Origin of the sequence: Sulfitobacter sp. SH22 (assembly GCF_965641905.1) — a bacterium.
Classification (GTDB): Bacteria; Pseudomonadota; Alphaproteobacteria; order Rhodobacterales; family Rhodobacteraceae; genus Sulfitobacter.
In genome coordinates, this window is the sequence record NZ_OZ282573.1 from 1,662,621 (window position 1) to 1,677,905 (window position 15,285).

At 59.3% G+C, this 15,285-nt stretch carries 12 protein-coding genes; 7 read left to right on the forward strand and 5 right to left on the reverse strand.

All coding sequences use genetic code 11. From position 1 onward, the window contains the following. Positions 1-12 precede the first annotated feature (12 nt). On the reverse strand, positions 13-468 hold the full coding sequence (locus ACSQ13_RS10115; RefSeq protein WP_176249750.1) for an Lrp/AsnC ligand binding domain-containing protein: 456 nt from the start codon (positions 466-468) through the stop codon (positions 13-15). A gap of 127 nt (positions 469-595) precedes the next feature. Between ACSQ13_RS10115 and putA the strand changes: the two genes are divergently transcribed. Next, positions 596-4,015 carry a bifunctional proline dehydrogenase/L-glutamate gamma-semialdehyde dehydrogenase PutA gene (gene putA / locus ACSQ13_RS10120; RefSeq protein WP_176249624.1) on the forward strand — a complete coding sequence of 1,140 codons (3,420 nt, stop codon included), beginning with the start codon at positions 596-598 and terminating at the stop codon, positions 4,013-4,015. A 6-nt stretch (positions 4,016-4,021) separates the two neighbouring features. Here the strand turns inward: putA and ACSQ13_RS10125 are convergent, their stop codons facing one another. After that, entirely contained in the window at positions 4,022-4,645 is a 624-nt protein-coding gene (locus tag ACSQ13_RS10125) for a hypothetical protein (protein WP_295509138.1), read from the reverse strand. 60 nt (positions 4,646-4,705) lie between these two features. Between ACSQ13_RS10125 and ACSQ13_RS10130 the strand changes: the two genes are divergently transcribed. After that, positions 4,706-5,449, forward strand: a complete 744-nt coding sequence (locus ACSQ13_RS10130) for a rhomboid family intramembrane serine protease (protein ID WP_295509141.1) — start codon at positions 4,706-4,708, stop codon at positions 5,447-5,449. A 105-nt stretch (positions 5,450-5,554) separates the two neighbouring features. Here the strand turns inward: ACSQ13_RS10130 and ACSQ13_RS10135 are convergent, their stop codons facing one another. Then, the gene (locus ACSQ13_RS10135; RefSeq protein ID WP_176249626.1) at positions 5,555-6,340 is read right to left on the reverse strand and encodes an inositol monophosphatase family protein; all 786 of its coding nucleotides are present in this window, start codon (positions 6,338-6,340) and stop codon (positions 5,555-5,557) included. A gap of 184 nt (positions 6,341-6,524) precedes the next feature. Here ACSQ13_RS10135 and ACSQ13_RS10140 point away from each other — a divergent pair, with 184 nt between their 5' ends. The 3 genes from ACSQ13_RS10140 to ACSQ13_RS10150 all read left to right on the forward strand — a co-directional run bounded on the left by ACSQ13_RS10140 (position 6,525) and on the right by ACSQ13_RS10150 (position 10,331). After that, the gene (locus tag ACSQ13_RS10140) at positions 6,525-7,565 is read left to right on the forward strand and encodes an NADP-dependent oxidoreductase (RefSeq protein WP_295509144.1); all 1,041 of its coding nucleotides are present in this window, start codon (positions 6,525-6,527) and stop codon (positions 7,563-7,565) included. 101 nt (positions 7,566-7,666) lie between these two features. Continuing rightward, positions 7,667-8,796, forward strand: a protein-coding gene (locus ACSQ13_RS10145) for an IS3 family transposase (protein ID WP_295513100.1) whose coding sequence is annotated in 2 segments (ribosomal slippage) — positions 7,667-7,913 and positions 7,913-8,796 — 1,131 coding nt in all. Because the reading frame shifts where the segments join, the coding sequence is not laid out codon by codon here. A gap of 152 nt (positions 8,797-8,948) precedes the next feature. Beyond that, positions 8,949-10,331, forward strand: coding sequence for a sensor histidine kinase (locus ACSQ13_RS10150; protein ID WP_295512560.1), 1,383 nt, complete (start codon positions 8,949-8,951; stop codon positions 10,329-10,331). Between the two features lie 74 nt (positions 10,332-10,405). On the opposite strand, the gene ACSQ13_RS10155 is transcribed toward ACSQ13_RS10150, so the two are convergent. After that, positions 10,406-11,311 carry a LysR family transcriptional regulator gene (locus tag ACSQ13_RS10155; protein ID WP_176249628.1) on the reverse strand — a complete coding sequence of 302 codons (906 nt, stop codon included), beginning with the start codon at positions 11,309-11,311 and terminating at the stop codon, positions 10,406-10,408. Positions 11,312-11,406: 95 nt separating this feature from the next. Here ACSQ13_RS10155 and metF point away from each other — a divergent pair, with 95 nt between their 5' ends. Continuing rightward, entirely contained in the window at positions 11,407-12,273 is an 867-nt protein-coding gene (gene metF / locus ACSQ13_RS10160) for a methylenetetrahydrofolate reductase [NAD(P)H] (protein ID WP_295512561.1), read from the forward strand. A gap of 72 nt (positions 12,274-12,345) precedes the next feature. After that, positions 12,346-12,831: a PaaI family thioesterase gene (locus ACSQ13_RS10165; RefSeq protein ID WP_176249630.1), complete on the forward strand. Its 486-nt coding sequence runs from the start codon at positions 12,346-12,348 to the stop codon at positions 12,829-12,831. Between the two features lie 94 nt (positions 12,832-12,925). Here the strand turns inward: ACSQ13_RS10165 and ACSQ13_RS10170 are convergent, their stop codons facing one another. Beyond that, a complete protein-coding gene (locus ACSQ13_RS10170) occupies positions 12,926-15,223 on the reverse strand; it encodes a xanthine dehydrogenase family protein molybdopterin-binding subunit (RefSeq protein ID WP_295512564.1) in 2,298 nt (765 codons plus the stop codon). Positions 15,224-15,285: the final 62 nt, after the last annotated feature.

The window sequence follows — 15,285 nt, forward strand, 5'->3', positions numbered from 1 at the left end:
ACCCTGTTTCAGTCAAGTCACATCTGCGAGCATGATTTCCTTGACCGCTTCCATCGCCACATAGGTCGACGTGTTCGACACATAAGGCAGCGTGGTAATCGTTTCGCCCAGGAAATTCCGGTACGCCGCCATGTCGCGGGTCCGCACCTTCAGCAAGTAATCAAAGCTGCCTGCGATCATATGGACCTGTTCAATCTCGTGCACCTTTAACACCGCCGCGTTAAATGCCTTGAGCGCGACTTCGCGCGTGTCGCTTAGCCGGACCTCGACAAAAGCGACGTGATCCAACCCCAGCCGGATCGGGTCAAGCAACGCACGGTAGCCCAGAATAACACCTGCGATTTCAAGCCGGCGCAGACGCGCCTGAGTGGGGGATTTCGAGAGCCCGATCTTTTTCGCAAGGTCGGTAATACTGATCCGCCCATCCTCGGCCAACACCGTCAGGATAGCCTGGTCAAAGCGGTCCATCTTAAAGTCGTCGTTTGTCACGTGGTGTACCCAATAATAAACCGGTTTACCTATGAAACAGGCACCAATCAGTCACTATTACTTCAAAATCGGGACTACGCTAGCCCAATTAACAAAGGAGGCCGATATGGCACGTGATTCTTCCCCGATTTTGCGTCATCAGATTGATGCAGGCACCTATACTGACCAAGATCACGTCTTGCGCGAACTCGTCCGCAATACTCAGTTGTCGCCTGAAGATCGGGTAAAGATCACCAAAGACGCAGCAGACATCGTGCGCGCCATTCGCAACCACACCGCCCCCGGCATGATGGAGGTGTTTCTGGCCGAATATGGCCTGTCCACAAACGAAGGCGTTGCCCTGATGTGTCTGGCCGAGGCGCTGTTGCGCGTCCCGGATGCCGAAACCATTGATGCGCTGATCGAAGATAAAATCGCGCCCTCCGATTGGGGCCGTCACATGGGCCACTCGACCTCGCCGTTGGTGAATGCGTCGACATGGGCATTGATGCTGACAGGCCGCGTGCTGGATGATGCACAACCCGGCCCCGTGCGCCACATCCGCGCCGCCATCAAACGTCTGGGCGAACCGGTTATCCGCACCGCCGTCAGCCGCGCGATGAAGGAAATGGGCCGCCAGTTTGTGCTGGGCGAAAACATCAACGGCGCGATGGACCGCGCCAAAGGCATGGAGAAAAAGGGATATACCTATTCCTATGACATGCTGGGCGAAGCCGCCCGCACCGAAGCCGATGCCAAACGGTATCACCTAAGCTATAGCCGTGCGATTTCGGCCATTGCGATTGCCTGCACCAACAAAGACAGCCGCAAGAACCCCGGCATCTCGGTCAAGCTGTCGGCCTTGCACCCCCGCTATGAGGTCGCGCAGGAAGCATCGGTGATGCGCGATCTGGTGCCGCGTCTGCGGGCGCTGGCGCTGCTGGCGAAATCTGCGGGCATGGGTCTGAATGTCGACGCCGAGGAAGCCGACCGTTTGGGTCTGTCCCTTGATGTGATCGAAAAGGTGCTGTCCGAACCGGCCTTGTCGGGGTGGGCCGGTTTTGGAGTGGTTGTGCAGGCCTATGGGCCGCGCGCCGGTGTCGTGATCGACGCGCTTTATGACATGGCGATCCGCCACGACCGCAAGATCATGGTCCGTCTGGTCAAAGGGGCCTACTGGGACACCGAAATCAAACGCGCGCAGGTCAAAGGTGTCGATGGCTTCCCCGTCTTCACCCAAAAAGCCGCGACCGACGTGTCCTATATCGCCAACGCGCGCAAATTGTTAAGCATGACAGACCGGATCTATCCGCAGTTTGCCACCCATAACGCCCACACCGTTGCCGCCGTGTTGCACATGGCCGAGGACAAGGAAAAATTCGAATTCCAGCGCCTGCATGGCATGGGCGAGACCCTGCACAACATCGTCATGGAAAAGCATGGCACCCATTGCCGGGTCTATGCACCTGTCGGGGCCCACAAGGATCTGCTGGCCTATCTGGTGCGCCGTCTGCTGGAAAACGGGGCGAACTCCAGCTTTGTGAACCAGATCGTCGACGAGGACGTCACCCCCGAACAAGTTGCCGCCGATCCGTTCGAGAGCCTGTCCGAGACTGTGCTCCAGATCCCGACCGGCCCGGAATTGTTCCAGCCGATGCGGGTGAACTCGATGGGGTTTGACCTGATGCACACCCCCACGCTGGATATGATCGAATCCGCGCGCGCTCCCTGGAAGGCCCATCGCTGGGCCGCAACCCCGCTGATCGCCGGAGAGGCCAAGCCGCAAAAAGCCGTCCGCCTGCAAAACCCCGCAGCCGCAGGGCGCAGCCCCGGCACCGTGTGCAATGCATCCCCGGCCGATGTGAAAACCGCATTTGACCTCGCGAAAACCTGGGACGCGCCCTTGGAAGAGCGGCAGGACATCCTGCTGAAAGCCGCTGATATGCTGGAAGCACATTACGGTGAAATCTTTGCGCTGCTGACCCGCGAAGCGGGCAAAAGCCTGCCAGACTGCGTTGGCGAACTGCGCGAAGCCGTTGATTTCCTGCGCTATTATGCATCGCAGGCAACCGATGTCCCCCCCGCTGGCATCTTTACCTGCATCTCGCCGTGGAACTTCCCCCTGGCGATTTTCTGTGGACAGGTCTGTGCCGCTCTGGCCGCTGGCAACGCCGTTCTCGCAAAACCCGCCGAACAAACGCCCCTGATTGCCTTTCTTGCGGTGTCGCTGCTGCACGAGGCGGGCGTCCCGCGCGAGGCCTTGCAACTGCTGCCCGGTGGCGGGGATGTGGGCGCGGCGCTGACCTCTGATCCGCGCGTTGGCGGTGTGGCCTTTACCGGCTCGACCGCGACGGCCCTCAAGATCCGCCAGTCCATGGCCGATCACTGCGCCCCCGGCACCCCGCTGATTGCCGAAACCGGCGGCCTGAACGCCATGATCGTGGACAGCACCGCCCTGCCCGAGCAGGCCGTTCAGGCCATCGTGGAAAGCGCGTTCCAATCTGCAGGCCAACGCTGTTCCGCCCTGCGCTGCCTTTATGTACAGGAAGACATTGCCAAAGAAGTCATCGAAATGATCGAAGGCGCGATAGAGGTGATGGTGATGGGCAACCCGTGGGATCTGTCTACCGATATTGGCCCCGTCATTGACGAAACCGCCCGCAAAGGTATCGCCGATCACATCGACAAAGCCCGCAGTGAGGGACGGGTGATTGCGGAAATGACCGCCCCCGCCCAAGGCACGTTCATTCCGCCCACGATGATCCGTATCAACAGCATCTCGGACCTCGAGCGCGAGATTTTCGGCCCGGTGCTGCATATCGCGACCTTCAAGGCGACGCAGCTGGACAAGGTGATCGATGACATCAACGCCACCGGCTACGGGCTGACCTTTGGCCTGCAATCGCGCATTGACGACCGCGTGCAGCACGTTTCCGAACGGATCGAAGCGGGCAACATCTATGTGAACCGCAACCAGATCGGGGCCATCGTCGGCTCGCAACCCTTTGGCGGCGAAGGGATGTCAGGCACCGGCCCGAAAGCGGGCGGCCCGAACTATCTGCTCCGCTTTGACGTGCCGGACATGAAATCGGTCGATGAGAAATGGGAAGGCACACAATCCGATCTGCCCGAATTGCCGGACCACATCGGCGTTGTGATTGACACGGTTACCCTGCCCGGACCAACAGGCGAGACAAACCGCCTAAGCTCTATGCCGCGCCCTGCATTGTTGTGCATGGGGCCGGGCAAGGACACCGCCACCGAACAGGCCCGCGCCGTATCGGCGCTTGGCGGTGACACGCTGGAACTGACGGGTCAGATCGACGTTGCAGCGCTGGCAGAGGGGCCCAGCTATGGCGGCATCCTGTGGTGGGGCGACGAAGAAACCGCCCGCGCCATCGAACAAGCACTCGCCAAACGCACAGGCCCGATTGTGCCGCTGATCCGGGGCTTGCCTGACATGGCCCACGTCCGCGCCGAACGCCACCTGTGCGTGGATACCACGGCCTCGGGCGGGAACGCGCAGTTGCTGGGCGCTGCGGGGTAACTGGCGCTATTGGCGGGCGATCTTGATTGCCCGCCGCACCGCCAACCTAGGTGTGGTTAACACCGGCACGCCCATATCCATCAAATACGGGGCCGCCCCCTGCATGGAGGCCTGCGCCAGAACGATACACGCCGTTTCAGGGGCACTGATCATCGCGGCCCCGACCGACTGCGCCACAGCGCGGTTGAAACCGGACATATCGCCTGCCTCGAAATGGGCCCATGCCCCGTCACACAACACGACCACGGGTTCGCGCCCCTTGGCGCAGTCCTCGAACAACGCGACAGTCGGGGCGCGGGTGCTTTCCAGACAAATCGCCAGCATAACGTTGCGATAGGATGCCGCTTGCTCCATCGCTGGCCGGTCGATCCGCACCGCCTTGCCTGTGCCCGACGCCTCGACCAGCGCGCCCAAGGTCGAGCAGGTACAGAGCACCGCATTAGCATCCGCACAGTCCGCCAGCACCGCGCCGACATCCTGCGCAACCGCATCAATCCCGTCCGATTGTGCCCGTGCCAAAAGGTCAGGACGCACGACATGTTCCAACGCGCCATCCCACCCCTGATTGGCAAACAGGGCTGTCATCCCCTCAACATGGCTTTGTGCCGTGTGCAAACATGTGATCTTCATCTGAAACCCTGCCCTTTGACGCCTATTGACCCGGCCCCGGCGATGGCTAAGGGTCACGGCATGTTTCCAATTCGCGACCATAACCCGTCGGGGCGCACGCCCTATGTGACTTACCTGCTGATGGCGGTGAACATAGGCGTGTTTCTAAGCTATGTCAGCCTGATGAATGATGACCGCGCGATCGGCATGTTCTTTTTCAACTGGGCGCTTTTGCCTGAAAGGGTCACCACAGGCGGTGGCTATACCGGTATTTTCACGTCGATGTTCCTGCATGGCGGCTGGATGCATCTGGCCGGTAACATGCTGTTTTTGTATATTTTCGGCGACAATATCGAAGACGAGATGGGCCATTTGGGCTATCTTGCCTTCTACCTTGCCTGTGGTGTCCTGTCGGCCGCGGCACATGTGATATCGGCCCCCTATTCCGGTGTGCCCACGGTGGGTGCATCAGGGGCGATTGCAGGGGTAATGGGGGGCTATCTGCTGCTCTATCCCAAAGCCAAAGTCGACATCCTGATTATCTTTATCGTGTTTTTCCGCATCCTGCCGATCCCGGCCTGGATCATGCTGGGGCTTTGGCTGGGGATGCAATTCATCGGCAGCGTCGGCACCGACCCCGAAACGGGCGGCGTGGCCTATTGGGCGCATACGGGCGGGTTTATCGTGGGGATGATCCTGACCATACCGATCTGGCTGCGCTTGGGCGGCCCGCGGTTCTGGTCACAAACTCATGGCCGGCCACCGCATCCAGATGCCACCTATCCAACGGTGCGCAGCCGCATCCCAAAGGTACGGCGCAAGTAACCATGGATAAACGCCACACGCCTGTCAGTGGCTTGCACAATACAACGTTTTAATTCCAAATGGTCTAAAATCCTCGCCGAAGGCATCCCGTCCCCGGCAAAGCACTCAACCGCGTGCGATTTTCGCAAAGCCCGAGAACAACGCCTCGTTCGCGCAGACAATCTCGCCGTCTGCCAGAATGTCGCCATTCGGGTTCATCGGTTCAACCATGCCACCCGCTTCGCGCACAATCAGCATGCCTGCCGCCAGATCCCATGAATTCAGGCGACGTTCCCAATATCCGTCATAGCGGCCCGCCGCAACATATGCCAAATCCAGCGCCGCAGAGCCCCAACGCCGCACGCCCGCACAAACCGGCAAAATGCGCCCAAGATCGCGCAGCGTGTCAGGCAAATCGGCACGGCCGGCAAAAGGCAGGCCCGTGGCAAAGATGGATTCGATCATCCGGTGACGGCCCGAAACACGCAAACGCATGTCGTTCATCCAGGCACCGGCCCCTTTTTCGGCAAAGAACATCTCGTCCTTGGCGGGGTCAAACACCACGCCGGCCACGATCTGGCCTTTGTGTTCCAACGCGATGGAAATCGCCCAATGGGGCAAACCGTGCAAGAAGTTGGTTGTGCCATCCAGCGGGTCCACGATCCAGCGGCGTGTGGGGTCCTGACCCTCGTCGCCGCCACCTTCTTCGGCCAACCAGCCATAGGTGGGGCGGGCGCCCATTAATTCTTCCTTGATGGTCTTTTCGGCCTGTATATCGGCGCGGCTGACAAAGTCGCCTGCACCTTTCATAGACACCTGAAGGTTCTCTACCTCACGGAAATCCTTGACCAGCCCGCGGCCTGCGCGCCGCGCTGCCTTGATCATGATGTTTAGATTTGCACTGCCAACCATTTTCCGCGCCCTTCATTCAATCAGCCCTCCCTTTAAGCCCGCAAGCCCCGATTGCCAAGGGCCAGATTGCCAAAGCCCGATCGGTGCAACCCGGCCTCTGACGCAACGTGTCGTCTGAACGCCGCTTGCGCGCCAATGCTTTCCAGATACGGTGCCCCCAAGGAAACAACCGGAGGACCCCGAAATGACCGATACAATGAAACATATCGTCTTGGCATCGCGCCCTGATGGCGCGCCCACAGCCGCGAACTTTCGCCTTGAGGAATCCGCCGTCCCAACGCCGGGTGACGGCGAAGTGCTGGTGCGCGTCCACTACATGTCACTTGACCCCTATATGCGCGGCCGCATGGATGATGCGAAATCCTATGCCGCCCCCGTGCCCATCGGCGGCACCATGGAAGGCGGGGCCGTAGGTGAGGTCATCGCGTCCAACAGCCCGAATTTCAAACCGGGCGATTTCGCCTTTGGCATGTTCGGCTGGGCCACCCATGGCGTGCAACCAGCCAAGATGCTGCGCAAGGTCGACCCCGCGCAGGCCCCGATCACCACGTCGCTGGGCGTATTGGGCATGCCCGGCTTTACCGGCTGGCAGGGTCTGATGGAATATGGTCGCCCCAAAGCTGGCGAAACGCTGGTCGTTGCCGCCGCCACAGGTCCGGTCGGGTCGATGGTGGGCCAGATCGCCAAGGCCCATGGCTTGCGTGTGGTCGGCATCGCGGGGGGCGCTGATAAATGCGCCACGGCCAAGGACCACTTTGGCTTTGACGAATGTCTGGACCACCGTGCCTATCCGGATGCTAAATCCCTGAGCGCCGCGTTGAAAGAAGCCTGCCCCAAAGGCATCGACATCTACTTCGAGAATGTCGGCGGCAAGGTGCTTGAAGCCGTGATCCCGTTGATGAACCCCTTTGGCCGCATCCCGATCTGCGGCATGATCGCATGGTATAACGCCGGTGGTCTGGGCGCGAATGCAGCCGAACAGGCGCTGACCGCCCCGAAACTGTGGCGCACCATTCTTGTGAACTTCCTCAGCGTGAACGGTTTTATCATTTCGAACCACTGGGCGAACTTCCCCAACTTCCTGAAAGAGGTCGCCCCCAAAGTTGCAGACGGGTCGATTGCGGTTCAGGAAGACATCACCGAAGGTCTGGAAAACGCGCCACAAGCGTTCATGGATTTGCTGACTGGCGGCAACAACGGCAAGGCCATCGTCAAGGTCATCTAAACCTTCAAGGTCGGGGGCAAATGGCCCCCGACAATTTTTGGTCTTGCCCCGTTTTAGTTCCGGTCTCTTTCGAGCAATGTTTGCTATGAAGGAGATAAGGAATGGCAAAGCGATACACAGACGAGTTTCGGCGTGATGCTGTGCGAATGGCGACGACCAGCGGCTTAACGCGCCCGCAGCTTTCATCGGATTTAGGGGTTGGCGTCTCCACGCTGAACAAGTGGGTTCAGCAACATCAGCACGACGATCTGATGTCTGGGCCGCATGAGGATGTTGAGAAGGAAAACATCCGCCTTCGCAAAGAAGTCCGGCTACTGCGCGAGGAGAGGGAAGTGCTAAAAAAGGCGGCAATCTTCTTTGCAGGCGAAAGCCGGTGAGGTTCGCCTTCATCGACGCCTGGAAGGAAGCTTGGCCCGTAGAATTTCTCTGCCGTATCATGCAGGTCACGTCTCGTGGGTTTCGTGCGTGGCGGATACGCCCAATGAGCCAACGGCAGCGAGATGATATGGTACTTCTCGCCCACATCCGTGAGCAGCATCGGCTTAGCCTGCAAAGCTACGGACGCCCACGGATGACTGAAGAACTGCAAGAACTGGGGCTGAGCGTCGGCCACGGGCGTGTGGGCCGTTTGATGCGCGAGAACGGCATCAAGGTCGTCAGGACCCAAAAATATAAGGTCACAACAGATAGCGATCACACGTTCAACATCGCGCCCAACCTGCTGGATCAGGACTTCACTGCGGATGGCCCGAACCAGAAATGGGCCGGTGATATAAGTTACATCTGGACCAGCGAAGGCTGGCTATATCTGGCTGTCATCCTCGACCTCTACTCTCGCCGCGTCATCGGCTGGGCTGTCAGCAACCGCATGAAACGGGATTTGGCGATCCGGGCGTTGGACATGGCTGTGGCGCTACGGCAACCGCCCGAAGGCTGCATTCACCATACGGATCGCGGGTCGCAATACTGTTCCAACGAGTATCAGCGCCGCCTGTCAAAGCACGGCTTCAAGGTCTCGATGAGCGGCAAGGGCAATTGTTACGACAATGCGATGGTTGAGACATTCTTCAAATCCATCAAGGCAGAGCTGATCTGGCGCAATCGTTGGGACACACGCCGCCAGGCAGAAGGCGCGATATTCCAGTATATCAATGGCTTCTATAATCCACGCCGACGTCACTCATCGCTCGGCGGGAAAAGCCCCTTGGCATTCGAACGAAAGGCCGCATAAATGAGTTGAGAGACCGGAACGTAACCGTGACAAGACCAGTCAGCCTGGTCATTCTGGCCGCTATTTTATGTGCGTTCGGAAGCTGGGTGACCTCCAGACTGTACCGGCACGCGCGACATAGATCGCATCACCATGCGATATCATGGAATTTTTTGACCGCCCTTACGGCGGGCATTTCGATATGGTGCACGCATTTTGTGGCCATGCTGGGGTTTCAACCCGACGCGCCGGTTGATTTCGACCTGACGCTCACCCTTGTCTCGTTTCTGATCGCAGTCGCGGGCAGTGCGGCGGGGATATTCCTTTCCACAACCACCCGGATCCGCTTTGCCCCAGCCATCGGCGGTGCCGTGCTGGGCCTTGCGATTGCCAGCATGCATTATGCGGGCATGATCGCATACCGCGTGCAGGGGATCGTGTTTTGGGATTACGGCTATCTGGTCGCCTCGGTTATTCTTGCGACGGTTTTCGCCTCTGCTGCTCTTGTGTTCGGACAAAGGGCAAAACAATCCGGCGAATACCTCATGGTGATCGCACTGACCTGCGCCATCATCAGCCTGCATTTCACCGGCATGACGGCATTCAATGTGGACCCGATCAATATTACCGGCGACTTCACCAATCCCGAGGCGTTCAAGATCCTTGCTTTGGCCATCACGGGCACGGCCATGATCATCGTTATGGGCGCGCTGCTGGGCTATGTGATTGAAAACCGCACCTTTACGGAAAATATCGCCGAACTGACCGAAGCCAGGAATGCAGCAGAAAGCGCCAGCCGCGCGAAATCCGAATTTTTGGGTATCCTGAGCCATGAACTCAGAACACCGCTTTCGATCATCATCGGCTATGCGGGCATCTTGGCCAAACTCAAAGAGGTGAACGCCAAGAAATCGCCATCCATCGAAACTGTGGTCTCTTTCAATGACAACCGATTGGGGGATCAAGCCGAACTTTACGGCGAAAAGATTTCAGTCGCGGCAAGCCATCTTCTCAAGATGATAAACGAGATTCTGGACTACACCAGTCTTGAGCTTGGCGATCTCAAACTGGAGAAACGATCATTCCCCATAGGGTCGCTTTTGGAAAAGGTCCGGGATCAGTTCTCGATTATGGCCGCAGAAAAATCTTTCGCCATCAAGGTCGAGTGTGACGGCGTAATCGCATTTGCAGATTACCAGCGCTGTCATCAGATACTTGTCAATCTCGTCGGGAACGCATTCAAGTTTTCAAAGGCGGATGAAATCATTCTGCGCGCCTATGTGACGGAAAACGGTTTCAATATCGAAGTCCAAGACAATGGCTGCGGCATCTCTCAAGACGCTCAGGCCCTGATTTTCGGCGCATTCCAGCAGCTCGAACCGCAAGACAACCGGCTTGAAGGCGGCACAGGCCTTGGCCTTGCCATGTGCAAAAGCCTGGCCGCCGCTCATGGGGCCGAATTGACGGTCCAAAGCAGCCCCGGCGCTGGCGCAAAATTCACCGTCGCCATGCCCCAAAGCGCGGTTGATCCCACACCGCTAAAGGCAACCGCCTGAACGACCCCGCCGCCGCAACCAGTTGCCCCGACGATCTTAGGGCAACATGGCCGCGCCTCCCCGCAACCGACAGGTCAGCTTTGCTGGAGCTTGCGCGCTTCTTGCCCCGCCAGCTTGAGCAGCTTGTCCATATAGGGCTTGCCCAGATCGTCCTGCCGCACCGCTGCATAAAGCCTGCGGGTGATCCCCTTCTCGGTCAGGGGCCGCGTGACGTAATCATTGCTGTATTTGACCTCGCGCACCACCCAGTCGGGCAGCACCGCCACCCCTCGATTGGATGCAACAAGCAGCAAGATCACCGCCGTCAATTCCACCTGCCGGATCGCCAAGGGCTCGACCTTGGCCGGTATCAGCAACTGGCTGAACACATCCAGCCGCGTCCGTTCCACCGGATAGGTGATCAAGGTCTCTGTTCTAAAATCCTTGGCCTCGATAAATTTCTTCTTGGCCAAAGGATGGCTGCTGGCTGCAACAAACACCGCCTGATAGTCGAAAAGTTCGACAAATTCAACGCCCGGCAACTCTTCGGGGTCAGACGACACCACCAGATCGACCTCTTCGCGCAACAAGGCAGGCAGGGCATCGAACGCAAGACCGGGGCGAATATCCACATCCACATCCGGCCACGATTTGCGAAACTGCTCCAACACCGGAAACAGCCATTCAAAACAGGCGTGGCATTCGATTGCGATGTGCATCCGCCCGGTGCTGCCCGCCCGCAACCCCATAAACTCGGCCTGCGCGGCCTCAAGCTGCGGCAAGACCTGCTGCGCCAGCTTCAGCAAACGCAGCCCCGCAGGCGACAATTTCAGCGGCTTGGACCGGCGCACAAACAGCTCGACCCCCGCCTGATCCTCAAGCCCCTTGACCTGATGCGACAGCGCGGATTGCGTGATGTTCATCTGCTCGGCAGCACGGGCCAACCCGCCCGCCTCGTGGATGGCCTGAATGGTACGCAGGTGACGGAACTCAATATGCATATGAGGCGCTCCTCATGTTGAAGATGAAAGTTATGAGTTTGTTTCACAACTCCATCTGTGCGACAAGAGATGAAAGCCAGAATAGGATCTTAAAAATGACCAGCCCCGCCGTCTCCTTCGAAGTGTTCCCACCCAAATCTGTCGATGCGTCTTTCCGTCTTTGGGATACAGCACAGGCGTTGGCCCCTCTGGCACCACGCTTCTTCTCGGTCACCTATGGCGCTGGCGGCACGACCCGCGATCTGACCCATGATTCCGCCCATGTGCTGCGCCGCACCTCGGGCCTGCCCGTGGCGGCCCATCTGACCTGCGTCGGGGCCAGCAAGGCCGAAACCATGGAAGTCGCCAACAGCTTTGCCGAGATCGGCGTGACCGATATTGTTGCCCTGCGCGGCGATCCCGAAAACGGTGCCAAGGTGTTCACCCCGCACCCCGAAGGTTTTGCCAACAGCGTCGAACTGATCGAGGCGCTGGCCGCCACCGGTAAATTCACCCTGCGCATCGGTGCCTATCCCGAACCGCACCCCGAAAGCGCGGATCAGGCGCAAAACATCGAATGGCTCAAGCGCAAGTTCGACGCCGGCGCAGACGAAGCGATCACCCAGTTCTTTTTTGACGCCGATACCTTCCTGCGGTTCCGCGATGACTGCGCGGCGGCTGGCATCACCAAGACGATCACCCCAGGCATCATGCCCATCACCAACTGGAAATCCGCCCGCGGCTTTGCAACGCGCTGCGGCACCTCGGTTCCCGCATGGCTGGATGACGCCTTTGAAACCGCAATCCGCGATGACCGCCACGATCTGCTCTCCACCGCCCTGTGCACCGAAATGTGCAGCAAACTGGTCGATGAAGGCATCGAGAACCTGCATTTCTACACGCTCAACCGCCCCGAACTGACCCGCAGCGTCTGCCGCGCCCTTGGCGTCACAGCACAGACCGCGCTTTCGGACGTGGCGTAAGACCAAACTCGCCTTGCCCTCGGGCGGCAAATTCAACAAGCTTCTCCGGCACGCAATTGCCGGAGATTTTTTATGCCACGTGTCGCCCAAGGCCCCCAAGACCTGCTGCCCCAAGCCGAAGCGCTAAAGCTTTCAGGCCTTGAATTCATGCAGAAAATTCTCGACGGCACCAACCCCGGCCCGCCCATCGGTCAAACCATGGGCTACGTGCTTCACGACGTCTCCGAAGGGCGCGCCGTCTTTCGCGGTGCTCCTGAATTCAACGTGACCAACCCCTTGGGCACAGTCCACGGCGGCTGGTACGGCACGCTGCTCGATTCCGCGATGGCCTGCGCTGTGCAAACAAAGGTTCCGCGCGGCTCGATCTACACAACGCTGGAATATAAAATCAACATCCTGCGCGGCATTCCCCTGGGCACCCAGATCGAATGCATCGGCACCACCGACCACGTTGGCCGATCCACAGGTGTCGCCCATGGCGAAATACGCGGTGTCGAAGACGGCCGCCTTTACGCCACAGGCTCCACCACCTGCATCGTTATGCAGATCGTGAAATAACCCGCAGCTTCTCTGGCTCGAAAATATCCCGGGGGTGGCCCGTCAGGGCCGGGGGCAGCGCCCCCTCCCCGCCTACACCCGGTCAGACCAACAGCTATTCAGCAGCAATCGCCTGATTGTTCAGCAATTCCCAGACCTTATGCGGTGTGAATGGCATATCGGCCTGACGCACCCCCTGATCCCACAGCGCGTCCTGTACCGCATTCGAAATCGCGGCCAGGGCACCAACAGTGCCGGCCTCGCCACAGCCCTTCATCCCCATCAGGTTCGCGGTCGAGGGCACCGGCTCCGAATTGAACGTGATAAACGGCACATCCGCCGCACGCGGGATCGCGTAATCCATAAAGGATGCCGTCAAAAGCTGGCCATCCTCGTCATAGACCACATGCTCCTGAATCGCCTGTCCGATGCCCTGCACAACCCCGCCATGCACCTGGCCCTCGGCCAGCATCGGGTTGATCAGATTGCCGAAATCATCCACCACCGTATAGCGGTCCACCACGACAACGCCGGTTTCAGGGTCGATCACCACCTCGGATACATGCGCGCCATTGGGATAGCTGCGCCCTGGCAAGGTCGCGCGTTCGTGATGGACCAGCAGATCGTTGCGGCCCTTTTCACGGGCCATATCAGCGACCTCCAGCATGGTGGGGGTCATGTTCGACCCTTCGGCGCGGAACCGTTCATCGTCAAAGCTGATCTCGGAGGCAGGCACCCCCATTTCATCGGCCAGAAACGCGGTAAAGGCTTCGGTCATCTTGGCCACCGTGGCCAGTGTCGCCGTGCTCTGCGTTGTCACAGACCGTGATCCGCCTGTCCCGCCACCTTGGGCGATCAGGTCGCTGTCTCCCTGGATCACGTGGATCAGATCAGCCGGAATGCCCGTCATGTCGGACAGGAACTGCGCATAGACCGTCTCGTGGCCCTGCCCGTTCGATTGTGTGCCGACATAGATAAACACGGTGCCGTCTTCGTTGAACGCGACCTTGGCCCCCTCGGACGGATCGCCCAGAATGCTCTCGATGTAATAACACAGCCCCTGCCCCCGCAGCAGCCCCTTGGCCGCATCCGCAGCCTTGCGCGCGGCAAAACCGTTGTTGTCGGCCTCAAGCGCAGCGCGGGTCAGCAGGCGGTCGAACTCACCGACGTCATACAATTCGCCCGTGGCAGAGGTATAGGGAAACTGTTCGGGTTTGATAAAGTTGATCCGGCGCAGCTCCCACGGGTCCACACCCAATTCACGCGCCGCACGGTCCATCAGGCGTTCCAGCACATAGATCGCTTCGGGACGGCCCGCACCGCGATAGGCGTCAACCTGCACCGTGTTGGTATAATAGCCCTCGACCTGCAACCACGTGGTCTGCACGTCATAAACCCCCATCAAGACCTTGCTGAACAGGGTTGCCTGAATGGGCTGGCCGAACTGGCTGTTATAGGCCCCGAGGTTGCATTTGGTGCGCACCCGATAGGCGGTGATCTTGTTGTTCTCGTCAAAGGCAAATTCGGCCAGCGAGGTCAGATCGCGCCCGCCATTATCGCTCAACATGGCTTCGGTGCGATCGGACATCCAGCGCACCGGACGCCCCAGGGCCCGCGACGCCTGCGCGACCGCGAAATATTCGGGATATGCCGCTGCCTTCATCCCGAAACCGCCGCCGGTATCGGGGTTGGTAACCTGCACATGGTCGTCATCCAGACCAAACGCACGTTTCAGGTGCCCCTTGTGCACCCAGACACCTTGGGCGTTGTTGGCCACATGCAGCTTGTCCTTCGTCCATTCGGCATAGCAGCCGCGCGGCTCCAGTGAATTGACGATGATCCGGTTGTCACCCACATCAAGGCTGATGGTCTTGGCCGCCGCATCGAACGCTTTTTGCGTTGCGGCCTCGTCGCCCATGCCCCAGTCAAACGCCAGATTATCCGGTGCCTCGGGGTGCAGCGCCTCTCCGCCCCGTTCCAGCGCCATGTGGGTGGGCAGGTCTTCGACCTCGAGCAGGATCAGTTCGGCCGCATCGCGGGCCTGTTCCAGCGTATCGGCAATCACGGCCGCCACTGGCTCGCCCACATAGCGCACGCGCCCCTTGGCCAACAACGGACGCAACGGCTTGGCCCCGTCTGTTCCGTCACGGTTTTTCAAAATCGCACCGGACATGGAAATATCCATGCCTGCCGCTTCCAGATCTTCGACGGTCAGCACTGCGTGCACGCCATCGGCCTCGCGCGCGTCAGATACATCAAGAGATGTAATCACCCCATGCCCGACAGGCGAGCGAAAGAAATAAGCGTGCAGCGAATTTTCAGGCGTGATGTCATCGACATAGCGCCCTTCGCCCGTCAAAAACCGCACATCTTCGACCCGTTTGACCGCCTGGCTTTTACCGAACTTATCCATTTGCGCGCATCCTTTGGAAATTCATCTAGTGTTGCGCCCGACATTAGCCCTGAAACCCGCGA

Bases quoted from the DNA above. Each gene is read 5' to 3' on its own strand.
- ACSQ13_RS10130 (WP_295509141.1), top strand. From the start codon at position 4,706: ATGTTTCCAATTCGCGACCATAACCCGTCGGGGCGCACGCCCTATGTG.
- ACSQ13_RS10135 (WP_176249626.1), bottom strand. From the start codon at position 6,340: ATGGTTGGCAGTGCAAATCTAAACATCATGATCAAGGCAGCGCGGCGC.
- ACSQ13_RS10165 (WP_176249630.1), top strand. From the start codon at position 12,346: ATGCCACGTGTCGCCCAAGGCCCCCAAGACCTGCTGCCCCAAGCCGAA.
- putA (WP_176249624.1), top strand. From the start codon at position 596: ATGGCACGTGATTCTTCCCCGATTTTGCGTCATCAGATTGATGCAGGC.
- ACSQ13_RS10115 (WP_176249750.1), bottom strand. From the start codon at position 468: ATGGACCGCTTTGACCAGGCTATCCTGACGGTGTTGGCCGAGGATGGG.
- metF (WP_295512561.1), top strand. From the start codon at position 11,407: ATGACCAGCCCCGCCGTCTCCTTCGAAGTGTTCCCACCCAAATCTGTC.
- ACSQ13_RS10140 (WP_295509144.1), top strand. From the start codon at position 6,525: ATGACCGATACAATGAAACATATCGTCTTGGCATCGCGCCCTGATGGC.
- ACSQ13_RS10170 (WP_295512564.1), bottom strand. From the start codon at position 15,223: ATGGATAAGTTCGGTAAAAGCCAGGCGGTCAAACGGGTCGAAGATGTG.
- ACSQ13_RS10125 (WP_295509138.1), bottom strand. From the start codon at position 4,645: ATGAAGATCACATGTTTGCACACGGCACAAAGCCATGTTGAGGGGATG.
- ACSQ13_RS10155 (WP_176249628.1), bottom strand. From the start codon at position 11,311: ATGCATATTGAGTTCCGTCACCTGCGTACCATTCAGGCCATCCACGAG.